Source organism: Streptomyces caeruleatus (genome assembly GCF_001514235.1).
Lineage (GTDB): Bacteria > Actinomycetota > Actinomycetes > Streptomycetales > Streptomycetaceae > Streptomyces > Streptomyces caeruleatus.
The window spans coordinates 329995-350415 of record NZ_KQ948934.1; the positions used below are offsets into that span (position 1 = coordinate 329995).

The following is a 20421-nucleotide window of genomic DNA, read 5'->3' on the forward strand; positions in this document are numbered from 1 at the left end:
GCGCGCCGTACGTAAAGCCCCATAACCACGGAACTTCCAGGAGCTAACAGTGACCGACGCCCACACCGCCGGCCCCTTCATCGCCGCGATCGACCAGGGCACCACCTCGTCCCGCTGCATCGTCTTCGACCGCGACGGCCGCATCGTCTCCGTCGACCAGAAGGAGCACGAGCAGATCTTCCCGAAGCCGGGCTGGGTCGAGCACAACGCGACCGAGATCTGGACCAACGTCCAGGAGGTCGTCGCCGGTGCCATCGCCAAGGCCGGCATCACCCGCGACGACATCAAGGCCATCGGCATCACCAACCAGCGCGAGACCACCGTGCTGTGGGACAAGAACACCGGTGAGCCCGTCCACAACGCGATCGTCTGGCAGGACACCCGCACCGACGCGCTCTGCAAGGAGCTCGGGCGCAACGTCGGGCAGGACCGCTTCCGCCGTGAGACGGGCCTTCCCCTGGCCTCCTACTTCGCCGGTCCCAAGGCCCGCTGGCTGCTGGACAACGTCGAGGGCCTGAAGGAGCGCGCCGAGGCCGGCGACATCCTCTTCGGCACCATGGACACCTGGGTCATCTGGAACCTGACCGGCGGTGTCAACGGCGGCAAGCACGTCACCGACGTCACCAACGCGTCCCGCACCATGCTGATGAACCTGCACACCATGGCGTGGGACGACAAGATCGCCGAGTCGATCGGCGTGCCGCTGCAGATCCTGCCGGAGATCCGCTCCTCCGCCGAGGTCTACGGCGAGATCACCGGCGGCAAGCTGGGCGACCTGCTCGGCGGCATCCCGGTCGCCTCCGCGCTCGGCGACCAGCAGGCGGCCCTGTTCGGCCAGACCTGTTTCTCCGAGGGCGAGGTCAAGTCGACGTACGGCACCGGCACCTTCATGGTGATGAACACCGGTGACAAGATCATCAACTCCTACGCGGGGCTGCTGACCACTGTCGGCTACAAGATCGGCGACCAGGACACGGTCTACGCCCTGGAGGGCTCGATCGCGGTCACCGGCTCCCTGGTGCAGTGGATGCGCGACCAGATGGGCCTGATCTCCACCGCCGCCGAGATCGAGACGCTCGCGCTCTCGGTCGAGGACAACGGCGGCGCCTACTTCGTGCCGGCCTTCTCCGGCCTGTTCGCCCCGCACTGGCGTTCCGACGCCCGCGGTGTGATCGCCGGTCTGACCCGGTACGTCACCAAGGCGCACCTCGCGCGCGCCGTCCTGGAGGCCACGGCCTGGCAGACCCGGGAGATCGCCGACGCCATGGTCAAGGACTCCGGCGACGAGCTGGTGGCCCTCAAGGTCGACGGCGGCATGACCTCCAACAACCTGCTGATGCAGACCCTCTCGGACTTCCTGGACGCCCCCGTGGTGCGCCCGATGGTCGCCGAGACCACCTGCCTCGGCGCCGCCTACGCCGCCGGTCTCGCCGTCGGCTTCTGGTCCAGCACGGACGAACTGCGCGCCAACTGGCGCCGGGCCGCCGAGTGGACCCCCCGCATGGACGCGGACACCCGCGACCGTGAGTACAAGAACTGGCTCAAGGCCGTCGAGCGGACCATGGGCTGGATCGAGGACGACGAGAGCTGAACGGCCCTCGCCGGCTCTCGAACTCTGATGAGGAGCAATAACCCGAAATGACCAGTCAGACCACCCTGCAGTCCGTGCCTGCCCTGGGTATGCGCCCGGCCTCCGGCTCCAACCCGAGCCGCGCCGAGACCCGGGAGCAGCTCGCCAAGGCGTCGTACGACCTTCTCGTGATCGGCGGCGGCATCCTGGGCATCTCCACCGCCTGGCACGCCGCGCAGTCCGGCCTCAGGGTGGCTCTGGTCGACGCCGGTGACTTCGCCGGCGCCACCTCGTCCGCCTCCTCCAAGCTGCTCCACGGCGGTCTGCGCTACCTGCAGACCGGCGCGGTGAAGCTGGTGGCGGAGAACCACTTCGAGCGCCGTGCGGTCTCCCGCCAGGTGGCCCCCCACCTGGCGAACCCTCTCACGTTCTACCTCCCCGTGTACAAGGGCGGCCCGCACGGCGCCGCGAAGCTCGGGGCGGGCGTCTTCGCCTACTCCGCGCTCTCCGCGTTCGGTGACGGCGTCGGTCACCTCCTGTCCCCCGCGAAGGCGGCGCAGGACGTGCCCGAGCTGCGCACCGACAACCTCAAGGCCGTGGCCGTGTACGGCGACGACCAGATGAACGACGCGCGCATGGCACTGATGACGGTCCGCGGGGCCGTCGAGGCGGGCGCCGTCGTGCTCAACCACGCCGAGGTCACCGGCCTGCGCTTCACCAAGGGCCGGGTGACCGGAGCGGACCTGCGGGACCGCCAGTCCGGTGACGAGTTCGGGGTGAACGCCCGTCTCGTGCTGAACGCGACCGGGCCCTGGGTCGACCACCTGCGCAAGATGGAGGACCCGAATGCCGCGCCGTCGATCCGGCTGTCGAAGGGCGCGCATCTGGTCCTGAAGCGGACGGCGCCGTGGAAGGCGGCACTCGCGACGCCGATCGACAAGTACCGCATCACGTTCGCCCTGCCCTGGGAGGACATGCTGCTGCTGGGCACCACGGACGAGGAGTTCGAGGGCGACCCGGCGGACGTCTCGGTCACCGAGAAGGACACGGCCCAGATACTCGACGAGGCCGCGTTCTCCATCCGGGACCAGCAGCTGGACCGGGATCTGATCACGTACGCGTTCGCGGGGCTGCGGGTGCTGCCGGGCGGTCCCGGTGACACCGCGAAGGCCAAGCGGGAGACGGTCGTCACCGAGGGCACGGGCGGCATGCTGTCCGTCGCGGGCGGCAAGTGGACGACGTTCCGGCACATCGGCCGCACCATCATGAAGAAGCTGGAGGCGCTGCCGGGCCACCCGCTGGGCGACGACTTCGAGCCGATCGCCTCGCTGCCGAAGAAGCTGCCGCTGCCCGGCATCGCCAACCCGCGCGCGGTCGCCCACCGGCTGCTGACCGACCGCCCGGCGCCCGGCCCGCGCATGGGGGCCGACACCGCCAAGCACCTGGCCACGCACTACGGTTCGCTGGCGTTCGACATCGCCCGTATCGCCAACGAGAACCCGGAGCTGGGCGAGCGCGTCCACCCGGACGCCCCGGAGATCTGGGCCCAGGTGGTCTACGCCCGGGACAACGAGTGGGCCGAGACGCAGGACGACGTGCTGCGCCGCCGGACGACGCTGACGATCCGGGGACTTGCGACGGACGACGTCCGGGCGAAGGTACAGGACCTGCTCGACAAGAAGTGACCTCGTGTGCGCAGGGACTGGCTGGCAGATTCCCGTCGTCCGCCCGGAGGGCGGGCCCGGCGGCGTCTGGTGCGCGCGAGCGTGCGTGCCAGGCGCCGCCGGGCAGGCGGGAATCTGCCAGCCAGCCCCTAGGGGAGGTTTTCGCCGGATGAGCCTCCCTCGGCGTCAGGTCCGGCCACTCCCCTGACCAGGCCGGACCGCACGAGGGCGGCCCGCCCCGCGTTCTTCCGCACCGGGGCCGGCCACCACCGGAAGGGGCGGCTCCACGCCGACGGAGCCGCCCCTTTCGTCTACCGGTGCGTTGTGTTTCGTCTGCGGGTGCGTGGGGGCTTGTCGCCCAGTTCCCCGCGCCCCTCAGGTTGGCTGCACTACCGCCCTTACAGCGTTCGAGGTGTCCAACTCATCGCGGCGGACGATCAGTTCGCGCCCGATCGCCAGCGCCCTACGGGACGCCGGTACCGGGTCCGGCAGGGTCGTCAGGTCCGTCAGGTGGGCGAAGCCGATGATGCGGCGGATGATCTCCGTGCCGGCGTAGCCGAGGGACTCGGTCCATACCCGGCGCAGGAAGCGGTCCAGATAGGCGTCGTCGAAGAAGGTGTCGACGCGGGTGGGCCACAGCCGGCGGAACTCCGTTTCGAAGGCCTCCCAGGAGAGGCGGAGTTGGTCACCGTGGTCGGACAGCGTGCCGAGCGCCCGTGCCCGTTCCTCGGAGACCAGGGTGTTCGCCCAGTACAGGCCCAGGTCGTAGCCGACGGGGCCGACGAAGGAGAACTCGGGGTCGAAGACCCGTACGACGTGGGCGCCTTCGCGCTCGCCGACCATGACGCTGCCGGTGTGCAGGTCGCCGTGGAGGAGGGCCTGGGCGCTGGTCATGAAGGTGTGCCGGAGGTCGGCGACCTCGGTGCGCAGCCGGGTGTCCGCGCGGAAGGACGCCGCCAGGTCGGCCAGGCCCTCGTGCCAGTGGTTGTGCTCGTGCTCGCTGTACGGCTCGGAGAGCACGACGTCTTCGGTGATCTTGCAGAGCTCAGGGCTGACCGAGGCCGCGATCAGGGCCTTGCGTTCGGCGGAGGGCATGCCGAAGTCGCTGGTGGCGAAGGAGAACTGGGCGACGAACTCGCCGATGCGCGCCGAGGTGTGCGGGCCGTACGGCTCGCCCTCGTTGAGGCGGGTGCGCAGGACCTCCAGGTCGGACATGTCCTCCATGACGAGGGCGTGGTTCTCGGGGTCGTAGCCGTGGATCGCCGGGATCTTGTCGGGGGCGACCTTCGCCACCTGGTCGTAGGCGCGGGCCTCGGCGTCGGCGCGGTCCGGGCTCATCGGCCAGGACGGTCCGGCGACCCGGACCCAGGGCAGGGCCTGCTTGACGGCGAGGCTGCGGGTGCCGTCGGCGGAGGACGCGAGGAACACCCGGTTCATGTTGCCGTCCGACACCTCGCGGACACGGATGTCGCTCACGTCGTCCCAGTGGCCGCGCTCGCGCAGGTAGCCGGGGATGTCGTCGGTCTCCAGGATGCGGTAGCCCATCGCGGTAACTCCTCGAACTTCGCTATGCGGTACGGCGCTTGGACAGGGTGAAGCTGAAGACCAGGGCGAGGATGAGGACCGCGCCCTCGACGACGTCCTGGGTGTAGTAGGGCAGCCCCTTGATGGTGAGGCCGGTGGTGATGATGCCGATGAGGACGGCGCCGAGGGCGGTGCCCCAGACGTTGGGGCGGCCGCGGCCCAGGACGGAGGTGCCGACGAGGGCCACGGCGACCGCCTCCAGCAGCTGCGAGGTGCCCGCGGACACGTCGCCCTGGCCGATGCGGGACGCCAGGATCAGGCCGCCGATGGAGGCGAGGACGCCGGAGAGGACGTACGCCAACGCCCGGTAGGCGCCTACGCGGATGCCCGCCAGGCGCGCTGCCTCGGGGTTGGCGCCGATCGCGTAGAGCACGCGGCCCCAGCGGGTGCGGGCCAGGAAGACCCAGGCGGCGATCGTGAGGCCGCCGAAGACGAGGACCGAGATCGGGATGCCGAGGACGGTGCCTCGGTCGATGCGCAGGAAGCCTTCGGTGAACCTGCCGGGGGCCGTGGTGCCGTCGTCCAGGGTCATGCCGGGGGTGATGGACTGGCCGTCGACCAGGATGAGTTTGGTGCCCTGGATGACGAACATGGTGCCGAGGGTGGCCAGCATGTCGGGGATCTTCAGGACCACGATGAGCAGGGCGTTGAGCAGTCCGGCCAGCGCGCCCGCCGCCAGGACGGCGAGGATCGCGACCGTGCCGACCTGGTTGAGGACGACCATGGTGTGCGCGGCGACGGAGACGCCGAGGCCGGCCACCGCTCCGACGGACATGTCCATTCCGCCGACGGCCATGGTGAGGGTGACGCCGAGGCCGAGGATCGCGGCGACGGAGACGTAGCGGAGGGTGTCGAGGAGGGTCGCCGACTCGCGGAAGGAGCCCTCGCTCAGCGCGAAGTACAGGAACAGCGCGACGGTGACGAAGATGAAGCCGTACTTGATGACGGCGTTCTGGACGCGTACGGCGGTGGAGGTCGCGGGCGGGATCGCCGCCTTCGTGGGGACTTCCGTGCTCTGGGTGGTGGTCATGGCGTAGTTCCTCAGGGAGCCGGGGTCACACGGACGCCGAGATGGTCTGGATGACGCGGTCGCGTTCCGCGTCCTCGCCGCAGGCGTCGAGGTGGATCTCGCCGGCGGCGAGCACGACGACCCGGTCGGCGATCTCGAGGACCTCGTCGACGTCGGCGGACAGGACGAGCACGGCGGCGCCCTCGGCGGCGAGGGCCCGGGCGCGGCGGCCGATGTCCCGGCGGGCGCCGATGTCCACGCCGCGGAACGGCTCGTCCAGGATGAGGACGCGGGGTGTCTCGGCGAGCCAGCGGCCGACGACGACCTTCTGCTGGTTGCCGCCGGACAGTTCCTCCACGGTGCTGTGCTCGTCGCGGGCGACGACGCCGAGGGCGGCGATGGTGTCGCGGCCGAGGGCGTCCTCCTTGGCCGTGTTCATCAGTCCCGCCCGGGACAGCGACTTCAGGAACGGCAGCGAGATGTTCCGGGCCAGCGACCAGCCGGGGACGAGCGCGTCGGCGTGCCGGTCCTCGGGGACCAGGTGGACCCCGGCGCGGATCGCGTCGGCGGGCCTCCTCGGGCCGTACGGCCTGCCGTCGAGTTCGAGGGAACCGGTGGTGAAGGGATCGGCGCCGAACAGGCCGCGGGCCAGCTCGGTCTTGCCGGCGCCCAACAGGCCGACGACACCGGTGACCTCACCCGTGCGGATGTCGAGATCGAGGGGTGCCCGGCCCTCCAGGAGACGCACGCCCTTCAGTGACAGGGCGACATCGCCTGCGGAGCCCTCCCGCACGGGCCGGGCCGTGGTCGCCTCCTGGGCCTGGGCCAGCATCGCGCGCAGGGCGCTGTCCCAGTCGAAGGGTTTGGCCTGGTCCTCGGTGAGACGGCCGTCCCGCAGGACGACCAGGCGGTCGGCGAGGGCGTCGATCTCGCCGAGTCGGTGGGAGACGTAGAGGACCGCGATGCCGTCGTCGCGCATCTTCTCGACGAGCGTGAAGAGGCGTTCGGCCTCGGCGGCGGACAGGGCCGAGGTGGGTTCGTCGAGGATGAGCAGCCGGGGGCGGGTGGCGAGGGCGCGGGCGAGGATCAGCAACTGGCGGTCGGAGATGCCGAGTTCGCTGACGTCGCGGCGCAGCAGCGAGTCGCTCCAGCCGAGGTCGAGGCCCGCCTGGATCTCGCGGGCGCGCGCGAGGACGCGGCGTCCGTTGAGGAACGGGTTGCCGCGCGCCTGTGCCAGCTCCTCGAAGACCAGGTTCTCGGCGACCGAGAGGCCCGGCACGATGCCCTCGCCGATGCGCTGGTGCACGGTCTGGATGCCGAGTCGGCGGGCGGCGAGCGGAGAGTGGAGGGCCGCGGGTTCGCCGGCGATCCGTACCTCTCCCCCGTGGTCCGTGTGGACGCCCGAGAGGATCTTGATCAGGGTGGACTTGCCGGCGCCGTTCGCGCCGAGCAGTGCGACCACGCTGCCCGGGGCGATGTCGAGGGTGACGGCGGCGAGGACGGTCTTGCCGCCGAACGCCATGCTGACGTCGGTGAGCCCGACCGCCGGTATGTGCTCAAGAGGCCGCTCAGTGGGCGACATTCGCGATCCAGTCGGCGGTGGAGACCTGCGACAGGTTCAGCGCGGGGAGCGCCTCGCGCAGCTGGTCCATGTTCTCGATCTTCTTCTCGCGCAGGAAGTCCTGGGTGATGGCGACGGCCGGGAACTCCACCGACGTCTTGTTGAGCTGCCCGGCCAGCTCCAGGGCCGTCGTACGGACGACGGCGGCGCCGACCGCGGACGGGTCGGTGCCCGCGGTGGCGACCCAGGGGCTGCCGTCCGCCGTCATGTTCTGGATGTCGGCACCTGAGACGTCCGCGCCGAAGACCTTCACCTTGTCCTGGAGCTTCTTGTTCTGCACGGCGAGGACGGTGCCCTTGGCGAGTTCGTCGTACGGGGCGAAGACGCCGGTGACGTCGGAGTGCTGGGTGAGCGCGGCCGACACCAGCGGCACGTTGTCGGTCGCCGTGGAGTCGGTGACCTTGCCGACCTTGAACTGCTGCTTCCAGCCCTGGGCTGCGGCTTCCTTCGCCCAGACGGTGTTGCGCTTGTCGAGGGCGGCGTATCCGGCGACGTTGACGTAGCCGACCTTGGCGTTCTTGCCGACCTCCTTGGCCATCACGTCGAGGACGGCCTGGGCCATGCTCGCGTCGTTCTGCCGGGTGCTGACGACGCCCTTGGTGGCGGTCTCGACGTCGTAGACGACGACCTTGACGCCCTTCTTCACGGCCTTGTCGATCTCCGGCTGGATGGTGGCCGGAAAGCCGTGGTCGACGATGATGGCCTGCGCGCCGGAGTTGATGGCCGAGGACAGGTCGGTGGCCTGCTTGGCGTTGTCGGCCTGGGCGTCGTACACCGTCAGGTCGATCCCGAGGGCCTTGGCCTGGGCCTTGGCGCCGTTGCCCCACTGCTCGAAGTAGTCGCCGGCACCGCTCTGGCGGACGAGGGCCACCTTGACGGTGCCCTTGCTGAACGGAGCGGGCTTCGGGCCGGTGGCGGCCGCGGCCGGGGCGGCGGTGTCGCCGGAGGTCTTGGAGGCGTCCGTGGACTGCGAGCAGCCCGCGAGGAGCAGGGCGGAGACGGACGCGAGGGAGAGCGCGGCAAGGGGCAGACGGACACGGGACATGGCGGGGCTCCAGGTGCGGGAAGGGGTGGGGAGTTGCTGGACCCGGAGCTGGGCACGTCGGTGTGCGAGGGGGCGCCAACGCCGGAGGGCGGGCGCGGGGGCTCCGGACGGGGTCAGCGACAGCTGGCTGTGGTCGACCGGAGCAAGTCCACGTACAGCCGCCGCACGAGCAGCAGCGTCTTCATACGGAGATGATGGGAACGATTTCAGCCACGCGTCAAAGCGATGGAAGCGGTTTCTCACCACGTGAGACAACGAGTACGTCACACCCGGTTGACGCCTCGACGGCGCCACCGCGGAGTTACGATCACGGGAGACCGGCACCCGAACCGGCACAGCCCGGTACCCCCACCGGCACAGTGAGGCCCTGATGACGACACATCGCGCGACAGCGACCGGCATGCCCCGCATGCGCTGCTGTCCCGGCGCGATGTGTCGCGGCTGACCAGCACCGACCGGCTTTCCCGCCCGCCGCGCCCTTCCTCACACCCCCTCCCGGGTGCTTGTCTCGGTACCCGGCCCCCCTTTCCAGTTCCAGGAGTTGCACCCATGACCCTGCTGACGACCTGGCCCGAGTCCGGACCGGAGAGCGTTGTCCGCCGCACCTCGGACCCCGCCGAGATCGCCGAGGCCCTGAAGCCGCTGGGCGTGCGCTACGAGCAGTGGCCGGTCCGTGAGGACGTCCCGTTCGACGCGGACAGCGAGACCGTGTTCGCGGCGTACGGCCCGGAGATCGACCGGCTCAACGCCGAGGAGGGCTTCACCACCGTCGACGTGCTGGGCCTGCACCCCAGCGACGACCCGGAGTTCCCGGCGAAGGCGAAGGCCGCGCGCGAGAAGTTCCTCCAGGAGCACACGCACGACGACGATGACGAGGTGCGGTTCTTCGTCTCCGGGTCCGGCATCTTCTACCTCCATGTGAACGGCGAGGTGCACGCCGTCTTCTGCGAGAAGGGCGACCTGCTGGGCGTGCCGCGCGGCACGACGCACTGGTTCGACATGGGCACGAAGCCGTCCTTCACCGCGATCCGCTTCTTCCACGAGGAGGACGGCTGGATCGGCAACTTCACCGGTTCCACCATCGCCGGCCGCTTCCCGGACTACGACACGATCGCGGCCGGCTACGAGGCCGACAGGGCCGCGGCGTGACCGTGCGGGAGCTCCGGTTCGACGTGGACGCCGTGGACGCCGTGGACGCCGTGGTGCTCGACATCGAGGGCACCACCAGCGCCACCGGGTTCGTCGTGGACGTGCTGTACCCGTACTCGCGTGCGCGGTTCGGCGCGCTGCTCGCCGAGCGCGGCGACGATCCGCGGGTGGCGCGGGCGCTCGCCCAGGTGCGGGAGCTGACGGGCGAGCCGGACGCCGACGCCGTACGGATCGAGAAGACCCTCAACCTCTGGCTGGACGAGGACCGCAAGGCCACCCCGCTGAAGACCCTCCAGGGCATCATCTGGTCCGAGGGCTTCGCCCGCGGTGACCTCGTGTCGCACTTCTACGACGACGTCGTACCGCGGCTGCGGGCGTGGCACGCGGCGGGCGTACGGCTGTACGTCTACTCGTCGGGTTCGGTGGCCGCCCAGCGGGCGTGGTTCACCAACAGCCCGGACGGCGACCTGACGCCGCTGGTCTCCGGTCTGTACGACACCGAGAACGCGGGCCCCAAGCAGGAGCCGGAGTCGTACCGCCGTATCGCGGAGTCGACCGGCGTCGAGCCGGCCCGTCTCCTCTTCCTCTCCGACCGCCCGGGCGAACTGGACGCGGCCCGTGCGGCGGGCTGGCGGACGGTCGGTGTCCGGCGGCCCGGGGAGCCGTACTTCGAGCAAGGCGTCGGCGACCACGCGCAGGCGGGGACGTTCGACGAGATCACCGTCATCACTTCCGGGAGCAGCACGTGACCGCCGACATAAGCCAACTCGACCTTGAGGAGGCGGGCGCGGTTTTGGCCGCCGAGTCCGCCCGGTTCGCCTCCTTCGGCTGGATGCGGGGCACCTCCGGCAACCTGTCCGTGGTGCTGTCCCGCGAGCCGCTGCGGCTGGCGGTGACGGCCAGCGGTCACGACAAGGGCGAACTCACGCCCGCCGACGTGGTGCTGGTCGACGGACAGGGCGCCGCGGTGCGGGGCGGCAAGCCGTCCGCCGAGGCCGAGCTTCACGCGCGCGTGGCCGCGCTGACCGGGGCCGGGGCCGTCGTCCACGTCCACACGGTCGCCTCCGTGGCGATGGGCCGCCGCGAGCCCGGCGGCGTCGTGTTCAAGGACCTGGAGATGCTCAAGGGCGTCGGCCAGCCCGCCCACGACGTCGAGGTGACGCTGCCGGTCATCGCCAACAGCCAGGACATGAAGGTGCTCGGCGACCGTCTGGAGGCCGCGCGCGACCCCCGGATGCCCGCGGTGGTCGTGGCCGGACACGGCCTGTACGTGTGGGGCGACACCCCGCGCCAGGCCCGGCATCACACCGAAGTGGTGGAGTGGCTGCTGGAGTTGGAGCTCGCCCAGCGGTAGCCGGGAGCGCGGCGAGGTCGAGGTTCCTTCAGGGCAGCAGCGCCTCGCCGAGCCGCCTCCAGTGCGGCATCGCGGAGCCGCCGGGTTCGGTGCCGATGACCTGTACGGCGACGTGGTCGGCGCCCGCTCGGACGTGGGCGCGGAGCTTGTCCGCCACCGTGTCCAGGTCTCCCCAGAACACGAGGTCGTCGACGAGGCGGTCGCTGCCGCCGTGCGCGATCTCCTCGTCCGCGTAGCCGAGGCGGCGGAACTTGGCGATGTTGTAAGGGGTGTTGAGGTACGGCCGCAGGTGCTCGCGCGCCGTCGCACGGGCCGTTTCGGAGTCCCGCTCCAGGAGCACCGGGTGTTCGACGCCGAGGAAGGCGTCGGGGCCGAGGACCTCCCGGGCCTGGGCGGTGTGGGCCGTGTTGACGTGGTAGGTGTGGGCGCCGGCGGAGCGGTCCCGGGCCAGGGCGAGCATCTTGGGTCCGTACGCGGCGAGGACGCGGCGTACCGGCGTCCCGGGCGCGGGCACGGACGACTCCTTCGCGAGGGCGTCCAGTTCGTCGACGTACTCGGCCATGGCCGCCAGGGGCTTCACGCCCGGTCGTCGCTCGCCGCCGAACCCGAGGCCGAGCACATGCCGTCCCGGGTAGGCGTCGGCCAGCAGGGTGCTCGCGGCGTGCGTCGCCGCTGCCGCACGGGACCAGATCTGGGCGATGCCGTTGACGACGTGCAGCCGTTCGGTGCGGGAGAGCAGGTAGCCGGCCTGGGTGAGCGCCTCGCGCCCGCCCACCTCGGGGAACCACAGCGCCCGCCAGCCCAGCTGTTCCAACTCCTGCGCCGCGGCGCTGATCCGCGCGGCCGGCTGGTGCTCGAAGTCGAAGGTGTAGATGCCGAAGGTGCCCAAGGTTCCCAGGTTCGTCATGCATCGAAATATCGCAGATTCTCGATATGAAATGCAACAGGCGGCCCCTGGTGGCGTGTTCAAGGCACCCCGGGAAGGCCGCTAGAGAGTCCGACCGAGCCGGGCGACCAGCTCGGCGATGCGCTCCTCGTCCCGCTTGTAGTGGGTCCACTTGCCCACCCGCGTCGCCCGCACCAGACCCGCCCGCTGGAGTTCGGCCAGGTACGCCGACACGGTCGACTGGGCCAGCCCGGCCTTGGCCTGGATGTGGCTCACACAGACCCCGACCTCGGCCGGGTCCGCGATGGCCTCGTACTGCGAGAAGTGCCGCTCGGGCTCGCGCAGCCAGGCCAGCAGCTGCAGGCGCACCGGATTGGCCAGCGCCTTCAGTGCGCCGACCAGATCCGCATCCGGTGAGGTCGCAGCGTCGGTCATGGGTTCGGAGTATAGGTCGGCCGGGCGTCATGGTTGGTGGCTCGTGGTCGTGGCCCATGCCCCGCGCCCCACGCCCACGCCCCACCGCCCACGCCCCGTGACCTGTGCGCCGCTGAACGTCAGCCCAGCCGCTCCCCCGGCAGCTGCCCGGCCGACACCTCCAGCACCCCGCGCTCGGTGACCAGCCCGGTCACCAGGCGTCCCGGGGTGACGTCGAACGCCGGGTTGTGGCCGCGCGAGCCGGCCGGAGCCGTCCGTACGCCGCCCCACTCCAGCACCTCGTCCTCGCCGCGGAGCTCGATGTGGATCTCGTCACCGGTCTTGGTGGCCAGGTCGACGGTGGTCGTGGGCGCCGCCACGAGGAACGGGATCCCGGCGTCCGCGCAGGCCAGCGCGACCCCCACGGTGCCGACCTTGTTCGCGGTGTCGCCGTTGGCGGCGATGCGGTCGGCGCCGACGATCGCCGCGTCGACCTCGCCGCGCAGGATGGTGCCGGCCGCGGCGCCGTCGGCCTGGACGTAGTGCGGGATGCCTTCCTGGGCCAGTTCCCAGGCGGTGAGGCGGGACCCCTGGAGCAGGGGGCGGGTCTCGTCGGCGTACACGACCTCGACGCGGCCGCGCGCGTGCAGTTCGCGGATGACGCCGAGCGCCGTGCCCCAGCCGGCCGTGGCGAGCGCGCCGGTGTTGCAGTGGGTGAGGATGCGCAACGGCCGCTCGACACCGACGCGTTCGAGCAGCCAGTCGGCGCCGTGCGCGCCCATGGCGCGGTTGGCCTCGACGTCCTCGCGCTGGACGGCGGCGGCCTCTTCCAGCACGGCTTCGAGGCCCTCGTCGAAGCGGGTCATGACGCGGTCGACGCACACCATGAGGTTGACCGCGGTGGGCCGGGCCTCGCGGACGCGGGCCACGGCCGCGCGTATCTCGTCGGCCGACCAGCCCTCCCGCTCGCCCTGGAGCAGCGCGAGCGCGACTCCGTAGGCTCCCGCGGCGCCGATCGCGGGCGCGCCGCGCACGACGAGCCGCTGGATCGCGTCGACCAGGGTGTCCACGTCACGGACGTCCATCGTCTCGGTGCGGTGCGGGAGAACGGTCTGGTCGATCAGCGCGAGGCTGGCTCCGGTCCATTGGACGGCACTCAATTCCTCGGACCCGGACCGGATTTCCTGGGACATAAGAGGACACTCCTACTGTTCCTGTGGGTGTCCGCAACCGTACATGAGCTTGGGAAACCACAGTTCGAGACAGGGGAGCGCACGTCCGAACGCCAGGTGTACAGTCCACGCACCCGCACAGCCCGCAGGCCGAGACGAAGGAGGACGCGTGCTGCTCACCAAGCGCCGCTACCTCGACTTCGGCCGCTGTGCCGGCGACGGCTGTCCCCGCTGAGCCGCCCCCACCTCAGCCTCTCCTCTCGTCGCCCCTCTCACCTCACGCGTTCATCGCCGAGCGCGCCTTGCCGTTCCCCCGGCCGGCTTCCCCGGAAGGTCCCGATGTCCCGCAGACTCCGCCGTTCCCTGCAACTCGCCGCCACCACCGCGCTCGTGGTCACCGCGGCCACCGGCTGCAATGCCGCCGCCAAGAAGGACGGCTCCGACAGCGCGGGCGGCGGCAGCGGAAAGACGTTCACGCTGGTCACCCCCGACGCCGTCGGGCAGAACGAGTTCCTGAAGCTCGCCGTCAGCGGCATCGAGGACGCGGCGAAGCGGCACGACGGGTCGCAGAAGGTCTACGAGTCCACGGACGCCGCCTCCCAGCAGCAGAACGTGCAGGCCGCCGTGGACGCCGAGCCGGACGTCGTCGTGCTGGTCGGCTTCGAGTTCGCCGACCTCGTCGCGCAGCAGGCCGAGAAGCACCCGAAGCAGCAGTTCCTGATCGTCGACGCCTGCACCACGAAGACGTACAAGAACGTCAGCTGCGCGGTCTTTCGCGAGCACGAGGGCGTCTTCCTCGCGGGCGCCGAGGCCGGTCTGCTCAGCGAGTCCGGGAAGGTCGGCGCGGTCGACGTCCTCGACACGCCCCAGTTCCGCCGCTACAGCGACCCGTTCGCGGCCGGCGCCAAGAAGGTTGCCGGCAAGACGGAGACCTCGACGCGCTTCGTCGGCGGGCAGTCCCCGTTCGACGACTCGGCCCGCGCCAAGGAGCAGGCGAACACCCTGCTCGCCAAGGGCTACGACCAGATCATGGCGGCCGCCGCGGCCGGAAACTACGGCGTCTTCGAGGCGGCGAAGGCCAAGGGCGCGTTCGCGTACGGCGTCGACGTCAACCAGTGCCTCTCCGCGCCCGGCACGGTCGTCGACAACGTGATCAAGCGCACGGATGTCGCCGTGGAGAAGGGCATCGAGGCCGTCCTCGCCGGAAAGACGGGCACGACCGTCTCGTACGGGCTGAAGGAGGGCGGCATCAGCCTGACCGGTCTGGAGGACGGCGTCGACTCGTCGAAGTGCGTGATCGCCGAGCACAAGGACGTCCTGAAGCAGGTCGAGGCGCTGCGCGACCAGATCGTCGCCGGGAAGCTGACGGTCGATGACCCCGCCGCGAGCTGAACCTGCCGTCGAGCTGCGCGGAATCACCAAGCGGTTCCCCGGCACGCTCGCCAACGACGCCGTCGACCTGACCGTCCGCCACGGCGAGATCCACGCCCTCATGGGCGAGAACGGCGCGGGCAAGTCGACGCTCATGTCCGTCCTGTACGGCATGGAGCTCCCGGATGCCGGGACGATCCGTGTCGACGGACGGGACGTCGACTTCGCCAGCCCCTCCGACGCCATGGCCGCCGGGCTCGGCATGGTCCACCAGAGCTTCAAGCTGTTCGGCTCGCTGAGCGTCGCAGAGAACGTGGTGTACGCCGCCGAGCCGCGCCGCTTCGGCCTGGTGGACCGCGCGGCCGCCCGGCGCCGGGTGCGGGAACTCGCCGCGGAGCACGGACTGGCCGTCGATCCGGACGCCCGGGTCGGGGACCTCCCGGTCGGCCTGCGGCAGCGCGTGGAGATCCTCAAGCTGCTGCACCGGGGCGCGCGGACGCTCATCCTCGACGAGCCGACCGCCGTGCTCACGCCGGCCGAGGCGGACGCCCTGTTCGCGGTGCTCAAGTCGCTGGCCGCCGAGGGCCGTACGGTGATCCTTGTCACGCACAAGCTGCGCGAGGTGCTGGAGGGCAGCGACCGCGTGACCGTGCTGCGGGACGGCAGGGTCGTGGCCCGGCTGGTCACCTCGGAGACGTCGGCCGACGAGATCGCGGCCGCGATGACGGGCCGCGCGGTCGAGCTGGACCGCGTCCACGCGCCGGGCACGCCGGGTGACGTGGTCCTGGAGGTGTCCGGCCTCGCCACCGACGCCGTGCGCGACGTCGACCTGACCGTCCGCGCCGGCGAGATCGTCGGCATCGCGGGTGTCGCGGGCAACGGACAGAGCGAGCTGATCGAGGCGCTGGCCGGACTGCGGCCGGTGGGGGCCGGCCATGTGGCCCTCCAGGGCGAGGACATCACCCACGCCTCGGCCACCGAACGCCGGCTCAAGGGACTGGCGTACGTCCCCGAGGACCGCCACGCGGTCGGTACGGCGCCGGACGCCTCGGTCGCGGACAACCTCGCGATGGGCCACCACCGTACGTCCCTGTCGTCACGCGGGCTGCTGCCGCCGACGGCCGTACGCGCCCACGCGAGGCGTCTCGTCGAGCGTTTCGGCATCAAGGCGTCGGCGCCCGAGGCGTCCGCGTCCGCCCTGTCCGGCGGCAACCTCCAGAAGCTGCTGATCGGCCGTGAACTCGCCCACGACGCCCCGCTGCTGCTCGTCGAGCAGCCGACGCGCGGTGTGGACATCGGCGCGATCCAGAACATCCACGACCAGCTGATCGCCTACCGCGACGCCGGTCACGCCGTCCTCCTCGTCTCGGCCGAGCTGAGCGAGATCAGGGGGCTCGCGGACCGGGTGCTGGTGATGTACGAGGGCCGGATCACGGCGACGTACGACAAGGACGCGGCGGACGAACGGACGCTGGGCCTCGCGATGGCGGGTGGCAGCGGCAAGCAGGTGGAGACCGTCGACTGACATGAACGACCGCATATCCGGAGCCCTGCGCTCCCCCGTCACCTTCTCCGTGCTCGCGGGCGTCGTCATCGGCGCCCTGTTCCTCGTCGGCACCGGCGCGGACCCGGTCACGGCCTACGAGGCGGTCCTGACCGGCGCGCTCGGCGCCGACGGCATCGGCTCGACCCTGACCACGACGACGAGCGTGCTCGGCATGGCGCTCGCGCTGGCGATCCCGCTGCGGGCCCGGCTCATCAACCTGGGCGGCGACGGACAGATGGTGCTCGGCGGCATCACCGCGGCCGTGACCGGCCTGTACGCACCGCTGCCCGCGCCCCTGAGCGTCGCCCTGGCGCTCCTCGCGGGCATGGCGGCCGGCGCCGCCTACGCGGCCCTCGCCGCCCTGTGCGAGAACCACCTCGGCGTTCCGCTGCTGGTCAGCAGCCTGCTGCTGAGCTACCCGGCGGTGTCGCTGGCCTCCTATCTGGCCCGCTATCCGCTCAAGGAGCCCGGCTCCAGCCTTCCGCAGACCCGGACGCTGCCCGACGGAGTGGAGCTGCCCGCGTTCGGCGACTCGACGGTGACCGTCGGGCTGGTGCTCGTCGTCCTCGCGGCGGCCGCGTACTGGTTCACGGATCGGCGCACGGCCATCGGGTACGAGATACGCATGACCGGCCTGAACGCCCGTTTCTCCGCCTACGCCGGGGTCGAACGCCGGGGCCTGACCCTGAAGTTGATGTCCGTCTCGGGCGCGCTCGCCGGACTGGTCGGCGCGATCGGGGTGTTGAGCTTCCCGTACCGTTTCGTCGACGGCTCGCTCACCGCGCCCGGCTACACCTGGACGGGCCTGACGGCCGCGCTGCTGGCCATGGCGGCTCCGGTGGGCACGGTGGTCTCCGCGTTCTTCTTCGCGGTCCTGCAGGTCGGCGGGCTCGCGATGGAGCGGACGACCGAGGTGCCGCGCGAGCTGACGCAGGTGCTCCAGGCGATCGTGATCGTGTTCCTGGCGGCCCGGCTGCGCCTGCCCGGCCGTCGGCTGAACCGCCGTAAGGAGGCGGTGTGATGTTCCTCGACTCCGATCTGCTGCTGTCGGCGCTGCGCGCGCTCACCCCGATCCTGCTGGCCGCGCTCGGCGGTGCGATCTGCGAGCGGGCGGGCGTGTTCAACATCGGCCTCGAAGGCATGATGCTGATGGGCTGCTTCACCGCGGTGACCACCAGCTGGTTCACGGGCAGCGCCTGGCTCGGCGTGCTGGCGGCGGCGCTCGCGGCGGCCGCGTACTCGCTGATCCTGGCCGTGGGCGCCGTGACGCTGCGCGGGGACGCGGTCGTTCTCGGCGTGGCCATGAACCTGCTGGCCGTCGGCCTGACCGGCTTCCTGCTGCGTACGGTCTTCGGCGTCCAGGGCACCTTCGACGACCCGTCACTCGCCGGGCTCCCGCTGGTCGGTGGCTTCACCCCGCTGACGTATCTGTCCTGGGCTGCGGTCGGCGTGGCCGCGGTGCTGCTGTCCCGACATGTGTGGGGGCTGCGGCTGCGCGGGGTCGGCGAGGCTCCCGACGCGGCGGCGACGCTCGGGGTGAGCCCGGTCGGGTACAAGTACGGGGCGATCCTGGTCTCCGGCGTCCTGTGCGGGCTGGCGGGTGCCCAACTCGCCCTCGGCAACGTCACGTTGTTCACCGAGAACATGACGGCCGGCCGGGGCTGGATCGCGGTCGTCGCGGTCATGCTCGGCCGGGCCGCGCCCGTCGGCGTCCTGCTCGCCGCCCTGCTGTTCGGCCTCGCGGAGGCGGCCGGCTTCCGTCTCCAGGGCCTCGGTCTGCCGCAGCAGGCGACCGACGCCGCGCCGTACGTCGTCACGCTCGGCGCCCTGTTCCTCACGACGGCCCGCCGCCGTCGCCGTACCCGCCCTTCCGGAGCCGCCACATGACCCAGGACCCGCGCCAGGACCTGCTGCCCGTCACCCGCATACCCCGCACAGGCCTCCCGGCGCACGCGCTCGTCGTCGGCGACCCGGCGCGCGCGGCGGCCGTCGCCGCCCTGCTGGACGGTGCCGAGGAGGTGTCCCACCACCGCGAGTACCGTGTGTTCAGCGGGAGTTGGAAGGGCGTGCCGGTCACCGTCGCCTCGCACGGGGTGGGCGGGCCGGGCGCGATCCTGATGTTCCAGGAGCTGGCGGACGCGGGGATCCACACGTTCCTGCGGTTCGGTACGGCGGGTGCGATCCGGCCGGGTATCGGCGACGGCGACCTCGTCATCGCGGAGGCGGCCGTACGGGACGACGGCGTCACCCAGCAGCTGTTGCCGCCGGAGTACCCGGCGGTGGCCGCCCCCGAGGCGGTGCTCGCGTTGCAGCGGGCCGCGCGCGAGGTGGGCGCCCGGCACCACCGGGGCATCGTGTGGACGCGGGCGGCGTTCCAGCCGGGGCCGCTGCCGCTGTTCTCGTACGACGGTGCCGGGCTCGCGGCGATCGAGATGGAACTGTCGGCGCTGCTGGTGACGGCCTCGCTGCGCGGGCTGGTCGCCGGGGGCGTGCTGGTCGTGGACGGCGCCAACGCCGACGAACTGGTCGACGAGGACGCCACCGGCGGGTACAACCCGCACCGGGAGGTCGTCGCGGCCGGGGTGGAGCGGGGCGCCCTGGTGTCGCTGGAGGCGCTGCGGCTGCTCTCGGAGGAGTACGCCGCCGACCGCCCGGAAGGCGGTGGGGCGTGAGCACGGTCGACCTGTTGGTGCGCGGCGGTGACGTCCTGACCGTCGACGACGCCGGAACCGTCGTACCGGACGGGGCGGTCGCCGTGCGGGAGGGCGAGATCGTCGCCGTCGGCCCCGCCGGGGTGCTGTGTACGCGGTTCACAGCGCGGGAGGTCATTGACGCCGCGGGCTGTCTCGTCCTGCCGGGCCTGATCAACACCCACACCCACCTCGCGATGACCCTGCTGCGCGGCCGCGCCGACGACGTCACCCTCCAGGGGTTCCTGGAGCGGGTGCTGCGGTGGGAGTCCCAGCTGCTGGCGCCGAAGAACGTGGCGGCTGCGGTGCGGGTGGCGGTGGCCGAGAGCGTACGGGCCGGGGTGACCTCGGCGCTGGACATGTACTGGTTCCACGAGGCGGCCGAGCGGGCGGCCCGCGAGACGGGCTGGCGGCTGCTGACCGGGCCCACCTTCATGGACGTACCGGAGCCGCCGGACAAGCTCGCCCACGAGGAACGGCTGGCCTGGGCCCGCCGGGACCTGGAGGCGCGCGGACCGGCCCGGCACGGCGTCCGTCCCGTCGTCTTCGCGCACTCCACCTACACCCTCTCCCCCGCCCAGCTCACCGAGATCGCCGCCCTGGCCCGGGAGTTCGGGGCGCTGCTGCACATTCACGCCGCCGAGAACGCGACCGAGGTCGCCACCGTCGAGGTGCGGTACGGCAAACGCCCGGTGGAACTGCTCGACTCCCTCGGGCTGCTCGGCCCCGATCTGCTGCTCGCCCACGCCGTGGAGCTGAACGGGCCGGAGATCGCGGCGCTGGCCCGCACCGGCACGTCCGTCGCGCACTGCCCGGTGTCCAACCTGAAGCTGGGCTGCGGCATCGCGCCGGTGCCCCGGCTGCTGAGCGCCGGAGTGACCGTCGGGCTCGGCACGGACGGCGCGGTCAGCTCCAACACCCTGGACGTGCTGGGCGCGCTGCGGCAGGCGGCGCTGGTGCACAAGGCGGGCGGCGACCCCACCGCCGTCGGCGCCGAGCGGGCCGTACGCATGGCGACGATCGAGGGGGCGCGGGCGCTGGGGCTCGGGGACGAGCTGGGCTCGCTGGAGACCGGCAAGCGGGCCGACCTGATCGTGCTCGACCTGAGCGCGCCGCATCTGCGTCCGCTGCACGATCCCTGGTCCACGCTGGCGTACGCGGCGCACTCGGCGGACGTGCGGGACACGGTCGTCGACGGACGGGTGCTGATGAGGGACCGGGCGCTGACGACGCTGGACGAGGAAGCGGTGATCGCGGACCTGGAGGCAGTCGTCTGATCAGGCCGCATAATGTGGCGGGAGACGTCGGATGTCTCGCACGACATCCTGAACGACGGGAGGGCGGCC

General features: G+C 71.5%; 18 protein-coding genes. 11 read left to right on the top strand and 7 right to left on the bottom strand.

Going from position 1 to position 20421, the window contains the following annotated elements:
• Positions 1–49 precede the first annotated feature (49 nt).
• Positions 50–1591, top strand: a complete 1542-nt coding sequence (gene glpK / locus AQJ67_RS31470; RefSeq protein WP_062722725.1) for a glycerol kinase GlpK — start codon at positions 50–52, stop codon at positions 1589–1591.
• Positions 1592–1638: 47 nt separating this feature from the next.
• A complete protein-coding gene (locus tag AQJ67_RS31475) occupies positions 1639–3255 on the top strand; it encodes a glycerol-3-phosphate dehydrogenase/oxidase (protein WP_062722726.1) in 1617 nt (538 codons plus the stop codon).
• A gap of 354 nt (positions 3256–3609) precedes the next feature.
• Here AQJ67_RS31475 and mtnK read toward each other — a convergent pair whose 3' ends face one another.
• The 4 genes from mtnK to AQJ67_RS31495 are packed head-to-tail and all read right to left on the bottom strand — an operon-like array spanning position 3610 to position 8493.
• Positions 3610–4779, bottom strand: a complete 1170-nt coding sequence (gene mtnK / locus AQJ67_RS31480; protein ID WP_062722727.1) for an S-methyl-5-thioribose kinase — start codon at positions 4777–4779, stop codon at positions 3610–3612.
• A gap of 22 nt (positions 4780–4801) precedes the next feature.
• Positions 4802–5848, bottom strand: coding sequence for an ABC transporter permease (locus AQJ67_RS31485; RefSeq protein ID WP_062722728.1), 1047 nt, complete (start codon positions 5846–5848; stop codon positions 4802–4804).
• Positions 5849–5873: 25 nt separating this feature from the next.
• Positions 5874–7409, bottom strand: coding sequence for a sugar ABC transporter ATP-binding protein (locus AQJ67_RS31490; protein ID WP_062722729.1), 1536 nt, complete (start codon positions 7407–7409; stop codon positions 5874–5876).
• Complete coding sequence (locus AQJ67_RS31495; RefSeq protein ID WP_062722730.1) at positions 7396–8493, bottom strand: substrate-binding domain-containing protein; 1098 nt, start codon at positions 8491–8493, stop codon at positions 7396–7398. The genes AQJ67_RS31490 and AQJ67_RS31495 overlap by 14 nt, the downstream gene beginning before the upstream one ends.
• A gap of 549 nt (positions 8494–9042) precedes the next feature.
• Between AQJ67_RS31495 and AQJ67_RS31500 the strand changes: the two genes are divergently transcribed.
• The 3 genes from AQJ67_RS31500 to mtnB are packed head-to-tail and all read left to right on the top strand — an operon-like array spanning position 9043 to position 10996.
• A complete protein-coding gene (locus AQJ67_RS31500; protein ID WP_062722731.1) occupies positions 9043–9642 on the top strand; it encodes a 1,2-dihydroxy-3-keto-5-methylthiopentene dioxygenase in 600 nt (199 codons plus the stop codon).
• Entirely contained in the window at positions 9639–10391 is a 753-nt protein-coding gene (mtnC, locus tag AQJ67_RS31505; protein ID WP_062722732.1) for an acireductone synthase, read from the top strand. The genes AQJ67_RS31500 and mtnC overlap by 4 nt, the downstream gene beginning before the upstream one ends.
• Positions 10388–10996: a methylthioribulose 1-phosphate dehydratase gene (gene mtnB, locus AQJ67_RS31510; protein ID WP_062722733.1), complete on the top strand. Its 609-nt coding sequence runs from the start codon at positions 10388–10390 to the stop codon at positions 10994–10996. Before mtnC ends, mtnB begins: the two co-directional genes overlap by 4 nt.
• Positions 10997–11024: 28 nt before the next feature.
• On the opposite strand, the gene AQJ67_RS31515 is transcribed toward mtnB, so the two are convergent.
• From AQJ67_RS31515 to mtnA, 3 genes are all read right to left on the bottom strand, one after another.
• A complete protein-coding gene (locus tag AQJ67_RS31515) occupies positions 11025–11903 on the bottom strand; it encodes a TIGR03620 family F420-dependent LLM class oxidoreductase (protein WP_062722734.1) in 879 nt (292 codons plus the stop codon).
• Between the two features lie 81 nt (positions 11904–11984).
• Positions 11985–12317 carry an ArsR/SmtB family transcription factor gene (locus AQJ67_RS31520; protein WP_062722735.1) on the bottom strand — a complete coding sequence of 111 codons (333 nt, stop codon included), beginning with the start codon at positions 12315–12317 and terminating at the stop codon, positions 11985–11987.
• A gap of 119 nt (positions 12318–12436) precedes the next feature.
• Positions 12437–13489, bottom strand: coding sequence for an S-methyl-5-thioribose-1-phosphate isomerase (mtnA, locus tag AQJ67_RS31525; RefSeq protein ID WP_062722736.1), 1053 nt, complete (start codon positions 13487–13489; stop codon positions 12437–12439).
• Positions 13490–13807: 318 nt separating this feature from the next.
• On the opposite strand from mtnA, the gene AQJ67_RS31530 reads away from it, so the two are divergent.
• Genes AQJ67_RS31530 through AQJ67_RS31555 form a run of 6 tightly spaced genes read left to right on the top strand, consistent with a single transcriptional unit; the run spans position 13808 to position 20352 of the window.
• Positions 13808–14860 (top strand): BMP family ABC transporter substrate-binding protein, encoded by a 1053-nt coding sequence (locus AQJ67_RS31530; protein WP_062722737.1) that lies wholly within the window; start codon positions 13808–13810, stop codon positions 14858–14860.
• Positions 14841–16364, top strand: a complete 1524-nt coding sequence (locus tag AQJ67_RS31535; protein WP_062722738.1) for an ABC transporter ATP-binding protein — start codon at positions 14841–14843, stop codon at positions 16362–16364. Before AQJ67_RS31530 ends, AQJ67_RS31535 begins: the two co-directional genes overlap by 20 nt.
• 1 nt (position 16365) lies before the next feature.
• On the top strand, positions 16366–17406 hold the full coding sequence (locus AQJ67_RS31540) for an ABC transporter permease (protein ID WP_062722739.1): 1041 nt from the start codon (positions 16366–16368) through the stop codon (positions 17404–17406).
• On the top strand, positions 17406–18272 hold the full coding sequence (locus AQJ67_RS31545; RefSeq protein ID WP_079056279.1) for an ABC transporter permease: 867 nt from the start codon (positions 17406–17408) through the stop codon (positions 18270–18272). The genes AQJ67_RS31540 and AQJ67_RS31545 overlap by 1 nt, the downstream gene beginning before the upstream one ends.
• Positions 18269–19057: a nucleoside phosphorylase gene (locus tag AQJ67_RS31550; protein ID WP_062722741.1), complete on the top strand. Its 789-nt coding sequence runs from the start codon at positions 18269–18271 to the stop codon at positions 19055–19057. The genes AQJ67_RS31545 and AQJ67_RS31550 overlap by 4 nt, the downstream gene beginning before the upstream one ends.
• Positions 19054–20352: an amidohydrolase gene (locus AQJ67_RS31555; RefSeq protein WP_062722742.1), complete on the top strand. Its 1299-nt coding sequence runs from the start codon at positions 19054–19056 to the stop codon at positions 20350–20352. The genes AQJ67_RS31550 and AQJ67_RS31555 overlap by 4 nt, the downstream gene beginning before the upstream one ends.
• The last annotated feature ends 69 nt before the right edge of the window (positions 20353–20421 follow it).

Coding starts and splice junctions, on each gene's coding strand:
- AQJ67_RS31475 (WP_062722726.1), top strand. CDS start 1,639: ATGACCAGTCAGACCACCCTGCAGTCCGTGCCTGCCCTGGGTATGCGC.
- mtnK (WP_062722727.1), bottom strand. CDS start 4,779: ATGGGCTACCGCATCCTGGAGACCGACGACATCCCCGGCTACCTGCGC.
- AQJ67_RS31485 (WP_062722728.1), bottom strand. CDS start 5,848: ATGACCACCACCCAGAGCACGGAAGTCCCCACGAAGGCGGCGATCCCG.
- AQJ67_RS31490 (WP_062722729.1), bottom strand. CDS start 7,409: ATGTCGCCCACTGAGCGGCCTCTTGAGCACATACCGGCGGTCGGGCTC.
- AQJ67_RS31495 (WP_062722730.1), bottom strand. CDS start 8,493: ATGTCCCGTGTCCGTCTGCCCCTTGCCGCGCTCTCCCTCGCGTCCGTC.
- AQJ67_RS31500 (WP_062722731.1), top strand. CDS start 9,043: ATGACCCTGCTGACGACCTGGCCCGAGTCCGGACCGGAGAGCGTTGTC.
- AQJ67_RS31515 (WP_062722734.1), bottom strand. CDS start 11,903: ATGACGAACCTGGGAACCTTGGGCACCTTCGGCATCTACACCTTCGAC.
- AQJ67_RS31520 (WP_062722735.1), bottom strand. CDS start 12,317: ATGACCGACGCTGCGACCTCACCGGATGCGGATCTGGTCGGCGCACTG.
- mtnA (WP_062722736.1), bottom strand. CDS start 13,489: ATGTCCCAGGAAATCCGGTCCGGGTCCGAGGAATTGAGTGCCGTCCAA.
- AQJ67_RS31530 (WP_062722737.1), top strand. CDS start 13,808: ATGTCCCGCAGACTCCGCCGTTCCCTGCAACTCGCCGCCACCACCGCG.
- AQJ67_RS31535 (WP_062722738.1), top strand. CDS start 14,841: ATGACCCCGCCGCGAGCTGAACCTGCCGTCGAGCTGCGCGGAATCACC.
- AQJ67_RS31540 (WP_062722739.1), top strand. CDS start 16,366: ATGAACGACCGCATATCCGGAGCCCTGCGCTCCCCCGTCACCTTCTCC.
- AQJ67_RS31545 (WP_079056279.1), top strand. CDS start 17,406: ATGTTCCTCGACTCCGATCTGCTGCTGTCGGCGCTGCGCGCGCTCACC.
- AQJ67_RS31550 (WP_062722741.1), top strand. CDS start 18,269: ATGACCCAGGACCCGCGCCAGGACCTGCTGCCCGTCACCCGCATACCC.